At 36.9% G+C, this 16,473-nt stretch carries 15 protein-coding genes and 1 pseudogene; 6 read left to right on the forward strand and 10 right to left on the reverse strand.

Annotated elements, in window-relative coordinates; all coding sequences use genetic code 11:
* Positions 1-377: 377 nt before the first annotated feature.
* From ACQKIM_RS20705 to ACQKIM_RS20735, 7 genes are all read right to left on the reverse strand, one after another.
* Positions 378-5,369 (reverse strand): S-layer homology domain-containing protein, encoded by a 4,992-nt coding sequence (locus ACQKIM_RS20705; RefSeq protein WP_427547667.1) that lies wholly within the window; start codon positions 5,367-5,369, stop codon positions 378-380.
* 24 nt (positions 5,370-5,393) lie between these two features.
* Positions 5,394-5,930 carry a phage tail protein gene (locus ACQKIM_RS20710; protein ID WP_427547669.1) on the reverse strand — a complete coding sequence of 179 codons (537 nt, stop codon included), beginning with the start codon at positions 5,928-5,930 and terminating at the stop codon, positions 5,394-5,396.
* 19 nt (positions 5,931-5,949) lie between these two features.
* Complete coding sequence (locus tag ACQKIM_RS20715; protein WP_427547670.1) at positions 5,950-6,447, reverse strand: phage tail protein; 498 nt, start codon at positions 6,445-6,447, stop codon at positions 5,950-5,952.
* A 24-nt stretch (positions 6,448-6,471) separates the two neighbouring features.
* Positions 6,472-6,996 carry a phage tail protein gene (locus tag ACQKIM_RS20720; RefSeq protein WP_427547672.1) on the reverse strand — a complete coding sequence of 175 codons (525 nt, stop codon included), beginning with the start codon at positions 6,994-6,996 and terminating at the stop codon, positions 6,472-6,474.
* A gap of 41 nt (positions 6,997-7,037) precedes the next feature.
* Positions 7,038-7,505, reverse strand: a complete 468-nt coding sequence (locus tag ACQKIM_RS20725) for a GNAT family N-acetyltransferase (RefSeq protein WP_427547674.1) — start codon at positions 7,503-7,505, stop codon at positions 7,038-7,040.
* Between the two features lie 857 nt (positions 7,506-8,362).
* Entirely contained in the window at positions 8,363-8,701 is a 339-nt protein-coding gene (locus tag ACQKIM_RS20730) for a Zn-binding domain-containing protein (RefSeq protein ID WP_427547676.1), read from the reverse strand.
* 684 nt (positions 8,702-9,385) lie between these two features.
* On the reverse strand, positions 9,386-9,835 hold the full coding sequence (locus tag ACQKIM_RS20735) for a DUF1569 domain-containing protein (protein WP_427547678.1): 450 nt from the start codon (positions 9,833-9,835) through the stop codon (positions 9,386-9,388).
* 1,238 nt (positions 9,836-11,073) lie between these two features.
* Here ACQKIM_RS20735 and ACQKIM_RS20740 point away from each other — a divergent pair.
* Positions 11,074-11,580 (forward strand): GNAT family N-acetyltransferase, encoded by a 507-nt coding sequence (locus ACQKIM_RS20740; protein ID WP_427547680.1) that lies wholly within the window; start codon positions 11,074-11,076, stop codon positions 11,578-11,580.
* 243 nt (positions 11,581-11,823) lie between these two features.
* Complete coding sequence (locus ACQKIM_RS20745) at positions 11,824-12,054, forward strand: hypothetical protein (protein ID WP_427547682.1); 231 nt, start codon at positions 11,824-11,826, stop codon at positions 12,052-12,054.
* A gap of 373 nt (positions 12,055-12,427) precedes the next feature.
* Here the strand turns inward: ACQKIM_RS20745 and ACQKIM_RS20750 are convergent, their stop codons facing one another.
* Entirely contained in the window at positions 12,428-12,622 is a 195-nt protein-coding gene (locus ACQKIM_RS20750) for a hypothetical protein (protein ID WP_427547684.1), read from the reverse strand.
* A gap of 6 nt (positions 12,623-12,628) precedes the next feature.
* A pseudogene (locus ACQKIM_RS20755) lies at positions 12,629-12,870 on the reverse strand (transposase); the annotation flags it as partial.
* Between the two features lie 405 nt (positions 12,871-13,275).
* On the opposite strand from ACQKIM_RS20755, the gene ACQKIM_RS20760 reads away from it, so the two are divergent.
* Both ACQKIM_RS20760 and ACQKIM_RS20765 read left to right on the forward strand, forming a co-directional pair.
* A complete protein-coding gene (locus tag ACQKIM_RS20760; protein ID WP_427547686.1) occupies positions 13,276-13,881 on the forward strand; it encodes a DUF4879 domain-containing protein in 606 nt (201 codons plus the stop codon).
* A gap of 34 nt (positions 13,882-13,915) precedes the next feature.
* Positions 13,916-14,257, forward strand: coding sequence for a hypothetical protein (locus ACQKIM_RS20765; protein ID WP_427547688.1), 342 nt, complete (start codon positions 13,916-13,918; stop codon positions 14,255-14,257).
* 386 nt (positions 14,258-14,643) lie between these two features.
* Here the strand turns inward: ACQKIM_RS20765 and ACQKIM_RS20770 are convergent, their stop codons facing one another.
* Positions 14,644-14,934, reverse strand: a complete 291-nt coding sequence (locus ACQKIM_RS20770) for a hypothetical protein (protein ID WP_427547690.1) — start codon at positions 14,932-14,934, stop codon at positions 14,644-14,646.
* 124 nt (positions 14,935-15,058) lie between these two features.
* On the opposite strand from ACQKIM_RS20770, the gene ACQKIM_RS20775 reads away from it, so the two are divergent.
* Both ACQKIM_RS20775 and ACQKIM_RS20780 read left to right on the forward strand, forming a co-directional pair.
* Positions 15,059-15,673, forward strand: a complete 615-nt coding sequence (locus ACQKIM_RS20775) for a DUF3862 domain-containing protein (RefSeq protein ID WP_427547691.1) — start codon at positions 15,059-15,061, stop codon at positions 15,671-15,673.
* Between the two features lie 232 nt (positions 15,674-15,905).
* Positions 15,906-16,055: a hypothetical protein gene (locus tag ACQKIM_RS20780; protein ID WP_427547693.1), complete on the forward strand. Its 150-nt coding sequence runs from the start codon at positions 15,906-15,908 to the stop codon at positions 16,053-16,055.
* Positions 16,056-16,473 lie beyond the last annotated feature (418 nt).

A 16,473-nucleotide genomic window follows, 5' to 3' on the forward strand; every position in this document is an offset into this window, starting at 1 on the left:
TAAGAACACTTTGCTCAACAGACTTACATTCCCTATCGATACATACACATCAACATCTGGATTTTCTAGTTTATAAGCAGCAATTAATGGCAGGAGGCTTAATAGTTATGTCCAATACATTAAGAATGCCTTATAATGCGTTAAGAATGGGAATCTATATTCGAGTATCTAATAAATTACAAGAAAATAAATATACTCTTCATGCTCAAATTACAGTATAAACTTGTTCCATGGTTGGACAAGGCACAATAATCTCCTTCCAGATTCAAAAAAATAAGAATAAGAGCGATGTCGAGTCTATGTGTCAGTTCGACTATTCTATCCGTCTCTATTCAAAAGCAGGCTTAGGATTTCCCCTAGCCTGCTTTTGCTATTTGTTATTTTGAAAGCTGCTCATTCTCATCTTCATCAATAAAATATGCATGAGATTTCGCTGCTTCCTCAATTTCTTTGAATGCCCAGTGTGTTGCTTTTACATCTGGGAAGCTTGGTGTTGTTACGCCTTGCATTGGACCACGTTCAAACATGCGGTTCATCATCACTACAGCTTGAGCACGTGTTAAATGCTCATCTGGCGCAAAGCTACCATCCTGACGACCATTAATGATGCCTGCCACACGGTTCGCTTCGATTATCCACTGTGCCCAATGACCTTTTGTATCATTGAATGTAATGGCTAGATTCTCTTCGATAGGCAGTTGCTTATAGTTCGCTACTACAGTCGCCATTTGTGCACGTGTAATGTTTTCACTGGCACGGAAGTTACCATTGACGTCGCCATTCATAATGCCACGCTCTTTCACAAAGGCAATGGCACCCGCTGCGTAATGATCACTTGGAATATCCTTGAATGGTGCAGTGTTTACTGGTCCATCTGTATAGCCTAAAATGCGTGCAATCATTGTTACCACTTGAGCACGTGTAACGTTTTTCTCGGGACCGAATGTGCCATCTGGGAAGCCTTTAATGTACGATTCATGCTCTTTTACTTCCAGAGATGGTTTTGTTTCTTCTTCCTTATTCACCTGAATAATTGTGAACGTACTGAACTTCTCCACTGTAAAGCGTAAACCTAGCTCACCCTTCGTCATTGTTACCACTTCAGGGATAACCACTTTCTTCTCCCCATCGGAGTGTTCAATAAATACCGCTAATTGCTTCAGGAATGCCTCACGTTCTTTTGCATCTGTAGGGATTTTCACGCCTTTTAATGGCAGCGTTACCTGTACAGGACGACTTGGCATGTTTGTTTCAATCGTCATTGGGCGTGCTACCACATGTACATCATTGCTTTGCAGTGCCTCCCGTACTACGCGCTCTGCACGTGCACGTTCTTCAATGGCTTGACGCTCACTTTCCTTTTTCACTGGTACTAAACGGAAGTAGAACTTATCGTCAATACCCTCCATTGAGCTATGTGGAATCGCAATAAGTCCATTCTCTGTAGCAATTTCCAACGATAATCCATTTTCACGTAGTAATTGTAGAGATTGCTTCGGAATTTCTACAATTACTTTACCTACTTCATCATGGACATCTGGAATAACAATACGAACAATGTTATTGCCAATTTGTTTCGCTTTTTCTATCGCTACCTTCGCATTTGCTTCTAATAAGGCCACGAAGTCTGTGATTTCACCATTGGCATGTTTTGTACGCTCAATTTCCACTGTTGTTGTTTCCAGTGGGTTAGCACCATCAATTTCTAATGCCACTTGGATTTTCGATGTTGTCGTGCCTGAGTTAGTTGGTGGTGGTGTTGGCCATGAATTTGGCGTCGGGTACGGAGTTATAGGAGCTACTGGCGTCACCACACTTGATGCCACAGATTCTCCACTACTTCCTACACCATTTTTTGCGAATACTTTAAATGTATACGCTGCCCCGTTCGTTAAGCCTGTTACTATGATTGGATTTGACGCCCCTGTTTTCGCTAACGTTGGCTGTTCTACTCCAGCTACATACACTTTGACTGTGTATCCCGTAATCGCACTGCCTCCATTGTTCGTTGGGGCATCGAAGCTCACTGTTGCTTGGCTGTCTCCTGCTGTTGCCATCACATTCGTGGGCACCCCAGGGGCTGTTACTGAAACCGTTTTGACAACTTGTGTAACTGTAAACGTCATGGGTGTGAGATTCGTTGCACTTACTGTCACTGTAGCCGTATAGGCTCCTGCCGCTAAACCATCCTTCGCCTTCACCGTAAACGTTGTACTGCCTGAACTTGATAAGCTTGTCGCTATCGGTTGCGTGATCTCAAAGCTACTTGCATTGGTGCCGCTTAACGCAACGGCTACATTCGCCATGCTTCCTGTTCCGGTATTCGTAATCGTTAACGTCTTGGTTTCTTGTGTACCACTCGTATAACCCGTTGTCAGTGCGGTAAACGTTTGATTACCAATTGCATTAATCGTATACGTTGGTACTGCATTGACCTCTTGTGTAACCGTAAATGTCACGGGGGTTAGGTTCGTTGCACTTACTGTCACGGTTGCTGTATAGGTTCCTGTTGCTAAGCCATCCTTCGCTTTCACCGTAAACGTAGTACTCCCTGGACTTGGTAAGCTTGTCGCTATTGGTTGTGTGATGTCAAAATCACTTGCATTGGTGCCGCTTAACGCTACGCCTACATTCGTCAAGTTGCCTGTTCCGGTATTCGTAATTGTTAACGTCTTCGTTTCTTGTGTACCATTCATATAGCCTGTTGTCAGTGCTGTATACGATTGATTGCCAATTGCATCAATCGTATAAGTTGGTGCCGCATTGACCACCTGTGTGACCGTAAACGTTACTGGTGTTAGATTCGTGGCACTTACTGTCACTGTAGCCGTATAGGTTCCTGCTGCTAAGCCATCTTTCGCTTTCACTGTAAACGTTGTGTTGCTGGCACTTGGTAAGCCTGTCACTAACGGTTGCGTGATCTCAAAGCTACTCGCATTGGGGCCGCTTAACCCGACTGCTACATTTGACAAGTTGCCTGTTCCGGTATTCGTAATTGTTAATGGCTTGGTTTCTTGTGTGCTGTTTGGATAACCAGCTGTTAGCGAAGTGAACGTTTGATCGCCAATTGCACCAATCGTGTACGTTGGCGCTGCATTAACCACCTGTGTCACCGTAAATGTCACTGGTGTTAGATTCGTTGCACTTACTGTCACTGTAGCCGTATAGGTTCCTGCTGCTAAGCCATCCTTCGCTTTCACTGTAAACGTTGTGTTACCGGCACTTGGTAAGCTTGTCGCTATTGGTTGCGTGATCTCAAAGCTACCCGCATTGGGGCCGCTTAACCCGACTGCTACATTTGACAAGTTGCCTGTTCCGGTATTCGTAATTGTTAATGGCTTGGTTTCTTGTGTGCTGTTTGGATAACCAGCTGTTAGCGCAGTGAACGTTTGATTGCCAATTGCACCAATCGTGTACGTTGGCGCTGCATTAACCACCTGTGTCACCGTAAATGTCACAGGGGTTAGGTTCGTTGCACTTACTGTCACTGTAGCTGTATAGGTTCCTGCCGCTAAACCATCCTTCGACTTCACCGTAAACGTCGTACTGCCTGAACTTGATAAGCTTGTCGTTATCGGTTGCGTGATTTCAAAGCTACTCGCATTGGTTCCGCTTAACGCAACGGCTACATCCGCCAAGTTTCCTGTTCCAGTATTCGTAATCGTTAACGTCTTCGTTTCTTGTGTACCACTTGTATAACCCGTTGTCAGTACGGTAAACGTTTGATTGCCAATTGCACCAATCGTATACGTTGGTGCTGCTGCTCTAGTAACCGTAATCGTATACGTTTTTGTTGTTCCATCTTCCGCTTTTACAACCGTGGAAATCGTGTTAGATCCTACAAATAAAGAAATATTTCCCCCTACACCACTTATCGCTGAAGCACCATTCAATGTTAATGTAGACAAACTATCACCTATAGTTGGTGTAACAGTAATCGAAGAAACAGCATTTGGAACGCTTGCTGTATAACTTGTTGTACCAGAACTAAAGGCTGGTGAAAGGGTTCCTGCTGATAAAGTTAAATTGCTTAAATTAGCATTATCACTTAATGAAAGTGTTATAAAAGTTTTATCTGAACCATAACTTGTTCCTTGTGCATTCGTTGCAAATGCTCGATAATGATACGTTGTATTCGGCTGTAAACTAGAAAGATCTGCATTAAAAGTACCTGTTGTTCCTGATACAGTCACTTTCCCATTAGCAGTAGTTGGATTAGCACTCGTTCCAAATACTATGCCACGTTCGGTAATTGAAGCATTCCCATCTGATGTAACATTTCCCAAAAGTGTGACAGTTTTTGCTTTTAAGCTAGTATATGAGTCTGTTGTAACGGTTGGCGCATTAGCAGGTATAACTGTCGTCACTGACTGCATCGTATAGACACTTTTATTCCCTGCTGCATCTTTTACAATAATATTAAAATAATAAGTTGTACTTGGTGATAAATCCGTTACATTAATCGTTGCTAAATCTTTTGAGAATCCATTTCCTAATGCCATACCGTTTGCTTCGATATTGCTGACAGTATCAATATTATTACTGCTAGATTGATAGACACGATACTCTAAATCATTTTGAGCCGTAATATTATCCGTTGCTTTCGTCCAGTCTAACCTAATGCCTGACGAGCTGATATTTGAAACACTAATCGTTCCGTCTGATATTGTAGGTGATATAGAATCTGGAGCAGTAGCACTCACATTGGCAATTGTGATGTTTTCAAAATTTAAGTTTGATGGAGCTGTATTTTGGCCATTTATAGCTGCATCAAATTGCCATGTGATTTCTAAAGATGCTACCCCATGGTAATTAAATTCAGTGCTTCCATTTAAAAGCGTGCTCAATTTATGGATGTCTTGATATCCAGAAATCTCCTTGTTACTAGAGATTGCATGTGATCCAAGAGTACCTCCATTCGTATCTTTTACAACTAATGAAAGTTTATTAAATGTGAGTTTAGAAAGGTTTGGATAAAGACTTAATCCTAAGTCCTTAAACGTGAATGTTTTACAAACATTTCCTCCCTCAGCCTTAATAATTAGAGTTTCCTGAGCCTTGTCTGTAAAATTAGTTGTATACAACTGTGTCGTTCCTGGATCAATTGTAAAACCATTGTTTATAACAAACTTATCCGAGAAAGTTGCAAAACCTGCACCTGCACTGTTATAAGCTCCAACAGTTCCATCGAAATCATACATACCATCAGCAGTTCCATTTGCAGTAGCCTGTACTTCTATCACAGGAGCATAGCCAATTGAAGCTATGGTAAAAATTATTACGAGTAAAATATGAAAATAAAATCTCATTTTTTCACGTAAAGTTCTAACTCCATTTTTGCCTTTCTTTAAAGTCTTGGATAGATTCATAGTTCCACCCTTTCGAAATTCTTTTTATCCTCTAGATGGAAACTCACCCTGTAAGCAAATAATATAATTCATCACTAAGAAGGGCTGCATATTATTATGCGGCTCACTCCCGCCTGTCACACCTAATACTAGTGGGTTCATTTGAACGTCTGGATTGGTACCATACAACGGTGGCTGCGTAGGTGGTCTCCCAGCCCCTACCCCCTCAGCCCAAAGACAATTAGTCGGATTTCCCGATGTTCCAGCTCCTTGTATAGCTCTTGGTGTATGAGTATGAGCAGGTATTTGTGACTGCAAAAGTGTCACAGTTTGTTCACCAACCACTTGACCAACCTGTCGTGGCGTTAATCCCGTTCCAGCCCCTTGATTCACTGGTGCTGATCCTATCATATTCGGTAACGCAAAAGTTGTTTTACCATCCCCACCATACTGGATACCTAATATTGCATATAGAGCTGAATTTTGCTGAATACTCATCAATTGACCGTTACATAACGCCCACCCTTTCGGCGCAAAGTTTCCTGTAAAAATTCTTATTTCGCCTATATATGCGTCTGCCATTTGTACCACCTCCTTCTACTTAATTTCTTGATGGATAGATACCTTGAATAGCAATACAAAAACGTACGGCTAAATAAGGTTGCATATTATTATGTGTTTGTCCGCCCCCAGCGGTAGATAATGCTGCTGAATTCATAGTTACTACGGTTGTATTAGATGCATATAAGTTACCCATATTCGCCCATACATTCCCTTGAGGAGAAGTTGCACTTGCAGGGCTAGATGAGCCATAAACTTGATGAGTATGTTGAGACATTTCATTCGTTGTTAAAGTATGGGTCTCTTCACCCGCCTTTTTTCCTAATGGTAATGAAGGACTAACATGGATTGGTACGCGTCCGCGCAAATCTGGTAAAGCAAATGTCGTTACACCATCCCCTCCATAAACCGTACCTAATAGCGAATATAGCGCTTGATTCTGATTAATAGGGAGCAATTGCCCTTCACAAGATAACCAGCCCCTTGGTGCATAATGAATCGAAAATAATCGAACTTCACCTAAATATGGTTCTGCCATTTAAATCCACCTCTATTCTTAAATTTATGACTGGGGAGGAAAATATCCATATAACGAAATAATGAAAGAAATAGCTACTGATGGCATCATATTGTCATGTGGTTGATTGTTACCCGCAGACGAAATAGCAGTTGCATTCATTTCAACTGGTGTTAACGGATTCCCAGCTCCATCTGTATCATTTGAATAGTTAGAATATCCGCTTGTCTCTGCCCATAGCACATTACTTGGCGATGGCGTATCTCCAACAGCAGTAGTTGCCTGAACAGCGTGTGTATGATTTGGTATTTGATTCGCAGTTAACGTCACCGTCTCTGTACCACCTACAGCACCTAAGCTGTACTGCGGACTAACATGAATAGGAACACGTCCCATTAAATCTGGCAACCCGAAAGTAGTTCGGCCATCCCCTCCATATGTCGTTCCTAATAAAGCAAACAGTGCTTCATTTTCTGAAATACTAAGTATTTGACCATTGCATAAAGCCCAGCCTTGGGGAGCAAAGTTTCCTGCAAACATACGGATTTCCCCTAAATACGACTCACTCATTTTTTCTCACCCCCCTTCAATTTAACTGAAAATTCAATCTTTTAATCGAATGGCTCAAACCTCATGGCAATATAAGGAGCGGTTTCTCCTGTAACATAAAATCCACATCGTTCATATAGATGCCTAGCAGGATTTCCCTGCAATACATGAAGTGTAACGGACATTTTTTGATTAGCTGCACTGCTTTGCAATTGCTTTAATACCTTAGTTCCGTAGCCTTTTCCTCTAAAATCAGGTAATAAAGAAATATCAATTAAATGAATATTCCCACTTTTAATTTCAGTCATCACCCGACCAATTTGCAATCCTTCATGATAAATAATTTCATGCTTTGCTTGTGGAAAATTGTGTTGATAAGATCTCTTTTGAGCTTCGTATTGCATATGTAACAGAGCATGCAGCTGCTGTTCATCTAGTGTCAGCATTGAAAATTCATCCTTGCGCGTAGTAACATATAACTCAAAAAGAAACGTATCATCTTTGGATGCAACATTTCTAGTCTGCAACATAATACATCACCATTTCATCAAATAGTTTTAGTAATTAAATCTATAAAATTATGTCCCTACTTTTAGAAGCATTATCTAAATACTCAACTTCTTTCCTTTAATTTAAAAAGATCTTGCGACCCCTCTTAATTAAAGGCAGATTACAATACAGCATAAAATTTTAATTTAACGAAAAAAGAATCCCACAGAAAAACTTAATCATTAAACGTTTCTTTGTGAAAATTGTATGCTCACTCCCTTCTTAAATAAGATTCTTTTTTACTTTACTTGATAAAGGTTAAAATAAGGTTAAAAAAAACAGTAAAATATAAAAATTTACAATATTTTTCCGGATATTAGCAATAAATCCATACAATCTTAAATTTAAATAGCTATCCAATTATTTACGTAGAGGTTCTCCATCTTGGGAAAGAGTGTCTAACAAATCAAATCCCTATAATCTAAAGGGATATTTGATCGCAACTTTTTTACAAACATCTTGATTTTATTTTAAATATCGTATCTTTTTTAAACATCACAACTTTACTTCAAAGCTTCACATAAGAAACAATTTATCCGCTGAGTCCCTAGTGTTATTGTTGGTCAGAAGCACTTGCTAAGGTGATGAAAAGAAATCCATCGACACTTAAACAAGATCACAATCGTTTCAGGCAGTTCCGTTATCTAAAGCCAAATAAATTTAGTCTTGAATTCAGATTCAATAGGATATAAACAATTAGGCAAGCATTAGTAAACACTCAAAGGGCTAGCTAGTGGTAGGAAAATAGAGGATGTAACTCAAATTAACTGTAAGATAATTTATAAATTAATAAAAAAGAGGGATTGAAGATTTAGTCCTATCCTCTCTCCCTCTATACTTAATAATAATAATTATTTAACATTTGAAGTAGTTTCACGACTTTACTTTTTACATTAATCATAGAGTCTTGTGTACCAATACAAGACGGACAGCCCGCCTCACAAGGACAGCTTATAACATGGTGCTGCGTTTTTGTTAATAAGTCCTCCCATAATTCATAGACCTCTTCACTTAATCTGATTCCTCCTGGACACTTGTCGTAAACAAAAAATGTTGGCAGCTCATTATGGGATGCTTTGACTTGTGGCACGACTGCTACATCGCTGCTAGTACATTGAATAAACAGTGGAATAAAGGCATTCATTGCATAGGCTACCCCAATCATTACCTCGGTCAATTCCGCCTCTGACCACTGTTCTGATAAATGAAGCGATAGCCAGGAGGCGCTTGTATGTATTCCATCTACTGGCTCATATTATCGTGTGTGCCGAAGCGTATTTTATTGAACTTCTCTTAAAGAGAATGAATTCACAAGATAAATATGTGATTGGTACGTCTTTGGATACCAGTTCACAACCAGCAAAAATAGAAATAGTTATCCCAGCTGTTACCGAGCTCATTGCGGGCATTATCTCGTGCTTTCATCTGTAATGCTTGTCGCTGTAAGTTCACTGTTGCTAGACCACTTCCAGCTGTCGCTGTGTTAACGCTCCTTCTAATACATTATTATGTTTATGAAATTATTCCACTTAAAAATCCTTTGTTGAGATAATGATTGCACGCGTAAAATTATGTCCACTTGTTGATACATCTCTCCAGTAATCTATATGGAAGCGATTTGAAGCTTGGCAGATAGTCCGATTGCTCCCTTTAATTCGCATGGAGAGAATAATAATAATTCACTTACATAAGAAGTATATTCTTTTATCGAGCCAGTTAAAGGCAAAAAAAACGATATGATGTTGGTTCCTTCAAATAGTTATTGAGGAAAAATCGAAGTATTGTTCATCTTATGAAAGAGAATAGTAATAGGTTAGAGATCCACTAATTATGCACATCGTTTTATTTAGTTTTCTAATGTTTAAACTCCAAACTGTTTTAAATGATGATCAAGGTGCTTGTATATCCCTTTACCCCATTGTTCTGAAGTAAGTTTCCCAAAAAAAGGATGCGGATGAGTTGTGCACCTCTCTGGTCCGTTATTTTGAAATGTAATAATTTTTTGTTTAAGCTTTTCTTTTTCTGTCTCAAATTCTCTATCATCTGCAATCAAAATGGTTGGAATAGTAGACATATTACGGGGCAATGTCTTGTCATTGTAAATGATTTGTTTTGCAAACCTCCCTACTATTATTCCTAACCAACTCCTTGGTGGGAAAGAATTTCCCATTGCAATGTCTTGGAAAGATGAACAATGCGCTAGCATTTGGGCAACATCCATTTTTCCCCAGTGTGGTTGTGAATTTGGACTCAGTTTGTCAATACGTTTTAAAACTTCTGCTGTATACATATGATTAAAAATATTTTTCATGAGTGTATATCCCCTTTAATTATAATGATTTAATCTTCTTAACTCATTTGACCCGATAATGGTAAAAGAAAACATGCCGTATATCAACACAGGATTTTTAATCAAACTTTATTATAAATGATCAATCTTTATTTTAAATAATCGAGTTTTGTTTAAAATTTATCAATCTTTTTATAAAACTACACAACTTGTAAAACTTGCTATTAAACATTGTCCATCTGCAATTTAATTCTCAAACATCAAGGGCAATTATTTTGTTTGAACATCATCATGTGCAAATATGGGATATTGTTGAAGATACACTACGTTTAATAGTTCCATTTTTCAAGTACTGCTTCAAAAATTCGAAGAGGATTAGGATCTATACCTTTTTGAAGATGGATGTTATAAAAGAGTTAGAAAAATAGTAGCCTCTTTTTGCAGAGAATTTATCTAATTGGGCAGTGCAATCACAGATATTGTTCAATTTGCTGTATGTACCAGTCTTGCACTCTTTGCAGCATTATAATCTCCTGATTGATTAAAGTTAAAGAAGTGTGGAATAGATCGAAAATTGGATTCTAAAAGCACAAATGCCTTTTTGGGGAGTAGAATCCGATCCAAATGAAAAAGATATTATTCCAGATCAAACATGAATAAAAGTATTTTTAAATTAAGGTTGTTTAACTAAAGAATAGAACCATAATTCTTTTACCCGACTGTGGCCTTCATACAGTTGGGTCTTTTTTTTCTAAAAAAACATTCTTATTGTCTTTGGCATTTGCGGTCAGATAGCCTCCGTTTGGTAGAGCTAGTTCTATGAAGCAGATTTTTTGGCGCAAGGATTATGCCCACAAAGGCTTCGTGTCAAGCCACTTCATAACAAAATCACCCTTAAAAGAACTGTTCAAATTAGTGTTGACATTCCAAAACCGGATAAATTCGCCCCATTCTCTAAAAATGCAATGGCTTCCTATCCCTGAATCAGTACTCATAACAAATACCCTCTTACTGTTATATTCTCCAAACTTCACAACAATTTTCCTCACAGAAAGAAGTCATCTCAAGTTCAAGAATTGACTTCCCTAATAATTATTCTACTTTTATTATTGAAGAATGTAGAATCATCCAATCCATCTCCGAGATTGGGAAACAACTGATTAACCATCTAGTGTCCTACTTCATACTTAAGCAAAAGTTAAATGAAGAATCATAATAGCAAATTGGACTAAAAATACTGAAAGGCTGGTGCATTTCCCTTGAAAATTTTAGAAACAGATCGACTGACCCTTCGCTTACAAACAACCGACGATGCGGCATTTATCCTTGAGCTAATGAACGACCCCTCTTGGTTGAAGTTCATAGGGGATCGAGGATTGAGAACAATAGAAGACTCAACTGCCTATATATTGAATGGACCAATTCGTATGTATGAAGAATTCGGTTTCGGTCTTTTTTTGGTGGAACGAAAAGGGGATCATGTACCTATTGGAATCTGCGGTCTTATAAAAAGAGATTCCTTAGAGGATGTGGATATTGGATTCGCCTTTCTTCCGAAGTATTGGTCAAAAGGATACGCCTATGAAGCAGCCTCTGCGACAATGACATATGGAAAAGATACGTTGGGGCTAAATCGCATTGTAGCGATTACTACTAAAGACAATCACGCTTCAGCCAAGCTTCTGAAGAGAATAGGATTGCAGTTTGAACGATCGGTTCGATTGCCTAATGATCCTGAAGAACTTAAACTATTTGCCCATGATTGAAAAAATGAAAAGCATATAAATAACCATCTAGAATCATACGATACAAAAAAGATTCTAGATCAATTAACTGCTACCTTTTTTGATGCATTTACCAATCGAAATGGAATTAAACCTAATTTACGTGTATTGCACGAATTATTTGTTCCGGAAGTTGTGATCATCAAAAATACGGATTCGTCTCCTATCATTTACAATCTTCAGCAGTTTATTGAGCCTCGTGAGAAACTATTGGGAGAAGGGCATTTGATTGACTTTAAGGAAGAAGAAACATACGAGATCACAGAGATTTTCGGCAATATCGCTCATCGCTTCAGTCTATACCGAAAATCTGGAGTGTTATCTGGCGAAGATTTTACTACAATGGGCATGAAAACTATACAATTTATTCACACTCCTAGCGGTTGGAAAATTAGTTCAGTGGCTTGGGATGATGAAAGAAGTGGCTTAACTATTCCAGAGAAATATCGAAAATAACCACTCTTACAGAAGACTCTCCGTTTAAGGGAGTCTTTTTTTCAATTGCTATTATCTTTGTATGAAAGTGTAACATTTTAAAAAAGATTGATTAAAATTTCCGAACAATCCTCAAATTTAGGATCAAAATAAGAGAGCCATTGAATTAATAAAAGAAGAGGGACTTGTCCAAATTCCCTCCCCTCTTATATAATTGAAGCGCAAACTTTAATCCTATAGGGATAGTTAACCAAAGCAGAAAGTTGCTCAATATAATTTTATAATAAGAGGCATTTTCCAATTGGTCTTTAGACACAAATCTCCACATCAATAGTAATCCAAAAGCCTATATTGGTATGATTAAAAAGAACTCTGGTTATTATAAAGCACTTTATTACATATGTGCGACACCAAAAAGTATCGCCATTGATATAAAACATACAATTAGTAGACTATATAAGCTTAAGACGATTGTTTTCATTCTTCCTTTTTCACTAAATATCGCTAATAAAATGGATACTCCTTCACCAACTATTAAAAAGTTTGTTCCTGCCATACCAGAAACTTTTCCTACCATAAAAAATTTCATAATAAGGGCATTATAATTAAACGTCATCAGGTTGAAATGAAGCTTAGCTTTTCTCCCTGTTCTATGATGGACATTGTTTAACTGAAAATATTCTTTTAAATAGGCATTCACACGTTCTACAGCGGTACGTACTTTATAGAGTTGTTTCCAACGTTCAGAGCACGTGCTGGATATGTAAATTTCCGTAAATCATTGTCACACTTGATTTTGAAAACCTTCTGGCAGAGAGAATCATTACGTAATGGACATTATGAGGGCTTTGACCGCATGACAGATGACGGATTTTTCTTTGTCTCACGCTTACTTTGCGGATGAAATGATTCTGATTGGTAACACACGTAACACTTTTCAAAAATTCTTGAATGGTGTTACGTGTGTTGCTGTTTAATTTTATACGTATATACGATTGTATTGTTTATAAAGTACTCAATTTTGTATCTCAAACCGTAAGAAGGTTGAATTGGTGCAGCTTGGAGTGGATTAATTACTCTATGTACTCAAATTCATGTCTCCAATGTACTAAAAAATGAACATTTTCTGAAATGATAATTAGTTTAATTAATAAAAAAATTATCCTTTTTGTTAAATATAGTTAATTATTCTATTTTTTATCCGATGATTATAGTGTGTTACAAATAATGTAAAAGAAGAAGTTGTATATAATTTTACAAGCTGTTGGAATTTTAACAAGTGGCTTGTTGGGGCTAAATACAGCTGAAGCTTCAGAAGTAGAAAAAGATATGCTTGAAGTAAATCCATTAATTGATAATCTAAAAACAAAACATCCTGATTGGGCAATTACATTAGTAACTTCAGATGAGGCTGCTAAAATTAAAGAAGAAGTAAAAAATAGTCCAGTTCTAAGAGGTCCAGCACCACCATTAACAGCTCTTTATATTGACAAAGTAGCATCTCAAGTTGGAACAATCAATGAACAAATTGAGAATATTGGCTTACAGCAAACTTCTCACGCAGTTTCAGGCACTGTTGCTGTAGCAGTTATGCAAGTTGGTTATGGAAGTGAAAATCAATGGTTAGATGATGAACGTATTACTTATCAAAATCGTGATTATAAAATTAATGTTGCTTCCATAGATTTTAATAATGACAGAATTATAGATGGGTTTTATTATACAGTAACTTTTAATTCAGACTTAAAAATCTCAAGTGGAACTTCTGCATTATATAAGTTTAATTGTACTTCAAGTAGTTACCCTTGGAATACCATTGAAAGAACTATAAATATTCCACATTTATAATTTCGAAATCCATTGAAGAGAGGTGTATTTAAAAATGGTTTCTATGGAAGAGATGAGTATAAGGTTAATTATCCTTCAAGGAGCTTACGGATATAAAGGTTTTACTGAAAAAATTGGCGAGAATATGTATAAAAATGATGTGAAAGCTTTTCAAGAAACAATAGAAAATGCCAAAGAACCGATTGATGCTAGTAAAGTTTCAAAGTTATCATCTGATCAAATTAATGTATTACAAGGTGCACCAAGTGGTAGTTGGTTAATTCCTTTACTGAATAGAATGGGACAATTAGGGATGATGGATTTACGTGAGGGACTAGTCAACCCTAAAGTATTCCAGTATACTTCGACAATGCATGCTTATAAAAGATCCATTTAAGTTAAGTGAAAATAAAAAGCATTAACGATAGGGATTTATCCTTTCTTGTTAATGCTTTTTCATTTGTTATGTAACCTTTAATAGTATTGATTAAAAGCATACTGCTAACATCAGGTCTATAGAATAGAAGAAGCTCACCTAAAATCCTCCTATCAAACATGCCAGGGACATTAGTTGATATTTGTAAAATGACTTTACACTTTTATTAAATATACAGTAAAACTATGCATCAAGATTTCCACGTAGGTAATCTACAGTGTTGATATTACTGGCTTCAAAGCGATTTTTGTCATCTTCTTGTATGATATTTATATAACCATAGATTATTTTATACTAACATAAAAGGACCAGTTGTCTGAAGTGGTCCTTTTAATATCAACGAATTATTAAACTTCTACATCTAAATCTTCAACAAATATAATTCCACGTCTACCATTATCAAGGAATTTCACATTTACCCTAAGTCCATATTTCACATTGTTTTCATCCTCTTTTTTAAAATTTATAACTTTAACTTTTCTTTCAAAGTGCTTTAACCTTTTATTAGTTACTTTCAGTTCACTTCCAATTGTAATAACAAGAGTTGATGCAATAATACTATTTTCATATCTTAAAACTTTAACCTTTTCTATTTCTCCATTTTCATCATAGTATCTTTTAATCTCACTTACTAACATGGTTCTATCTTCTCCTCTTCTGCTATCCATCCTCAAATAATTTATCCAAGTTTAGTTTAGTTTTTATTATATACATTCGCAATAAAATTCCCTAAAATGGAAATATAAAGGGAGGAATAATTTGATGAAAAAATTAGTATTTAGCGCAGCATTAGTATTAAGTCTTGGATTAGCAGGGTGCGGAGAAACGACTACAAAAGAAGAACCAGGTGAAAAGGAAAAACCAGTTACTGAGACATCAAAAGAGGATGTTACAAAACAAGAAACATCAGCACCAGCCACTAAAGAGGAGAATGGTAAACTAACTGAAGAAAAGTTTAAACAAGTTAAAGAAGGTATGACATATGAAGAAGTAGTTAAAATTGTTGGTGCCAAAGGTAAAGTTCTTTCTGAAACAGGTTCAGCTGGTGAACCTCTTCATACCGTAATGTATGAATTTGAGACAGATGGTGTCTTGTCATCTTCTACTATGATGTTCCAAGGTGGTAAACTAATCAATAAAGCACAAATCGGAGTGGAAACATCTGATATCGAAATTACTCTTGACCAATTTAATAAGCTTGAAAATGGCATGACAAAAGAAAAAGTATTTGAAATTCTTGGTGGTGAGGGTGCAGTCATTTCTGAATCTGGTGATGTAGTAATGTACAGCTATAATGGCACAGCTTTAGGTGCCAATGCATCGTTAATGTTCCAAGGCGGTAAATTAATGAATAAAACTCAAATAGGTTTAAAATAATAGTCACTCAAAATGTACTATCCCCTGTGGAATGCAACTGGCTTTACCCTTTTTTAGAGCAAATTAAATTATATTCAAGGTATGTGGTTTCCTCATCTAGTCTTCGGTAATCCTGTAACCATTTCATATGATGCACCTACCTTGCTTGTTAATTTCTTATAATTGCATGTTACCTTTCTTGATTTTCAATCTTTTAATTTGGTTAGAATAATTTCTAACAGGAGGTGATAGTATGTCTAACTTCTTAGGAGAACTTACTTCAAATGATAAAGATGTTATCCAAGTTGCTACCAATGAGTTTTTAAAATTTGGTTACAAATTAATTGATGATAATAATACCGCTTCCTTTTATAAATTGATTCCAGACCTGATGCTTTTATAATGTAGTATTGTTAATCTGTGATATAATGCTTTAGGACAAACCGTAAATAGTAACCAATTCTAAGCTGTAGTGTGTCATGCACTATAGCTTTTTTATTTTTATAATCTATTTCATAGACAATTCACTATACAAACACAGCTATCACGTCATATTAATAGTAATGTAAAGCTAATTTAGCCTTACACCTCCGAGTTTTTTTATTAAGGGTCACTCCTATCCCAGGTGACCCTTTTTTTATTGACTTATCTCACAAAAATATATTTTTTAACGCCTATAACTGAATGGTTTAACACCCTACTTCATCTCTACAGTTAACATATTATTGATACTATGTCAAGAAAATGGACAGGGGAAATTGAGATTTTGCTTTAAATCTAAGCGCGCTATCGCTTGCTCGCCTCACAAATAATTTAAGGGG

Source organism: Lysinibacillus sp. NPDC047702 (genome assembly GCF_050272555.1).
In the GTDB taxonomy this organism is placed as follows: domain Bacteria; phylum Bacillota; class Bacilli; order Bacillales_A; family Planococcaceae; genus Lysinibacillus.

Coding starts and splice junctions, on each gene's coding strand:
- ACQKIM_RS20705 (WP_427547667.1), bottom strand. CDS start 5,369: ATGAATCTATCCAAGACTTTAAAGAAAGGCAAAAATGGAGTTAGAACT.
- ACQKIM_RS20725 (WP_427547674.1), bottom strand. CDS start 7,505: ATGTTGCAGACTAGAAATGTTGCATCCAAAGATGATACGTTTCTTTTT.
- ACQKIM_RS20735 (WP_427547678.1), bottom strand. CDS start 9,835: ATGAAAAATATTTTTAATCATATGTATACAGCAGAAGTTTTAAAACGT.
- ACQKIM_RS20770 (WP_427547690.1), bottom strand. CDS start 14,934: ATGTTAGTAAGTGAGATTAAAAGATACTATGATGAAAATGGAGAAATA.
- ACQKIM_RS20750 (WP_427547684.1), bottom strand. CDS start 12,622: ATGAAATTTTTTATGGTAGGAAAAGTTTCTGGTATGGCAGGAACAAAC.
- ACQKIM_RS20765 (WP_427547688.1), top strand. CDS start 13,916: ATGGTTTCTATGGAAGAGATGAGTATAAGGTTAATTATCCTTCAAGGA.
- ACQKIM_RS20710 (WP_427547669.1), bottom strand. CDS start 5,930: ATGGCAGACGCATATATAGGCGAAATAAGAATTTTTACAGGAAACTTT.
- ACQKIM_RS20720 (WP_427547672.1), bottom strand. CDS start 6,996: ATGAGTGAGTCGTATTTAGGGGAAATCCGTATGTTTGCAGGAAACTTT.
- ACQKIM_RS20775 (WP_427547691.1), top strand. CDS start 15,059: ATGAAAAAATTAGTATTTAGCGCAGCATTAGTATTAAGTCTTGGATTA.
- ACQKIM_RS20715 (WP_427547670.1), bottom strand. CDS start 6,447: ATGGCAGAACCATATTTAGGTGAAGTTCGATTATTTTCGATTCATTAT.
- ACQKIM_RS20780 (WP_427547693.1), top strand. CDS start 15,906: ATGTCTAACTTCTTAGGAGAACTTACTTCAAATGATAAAGATGTTATC.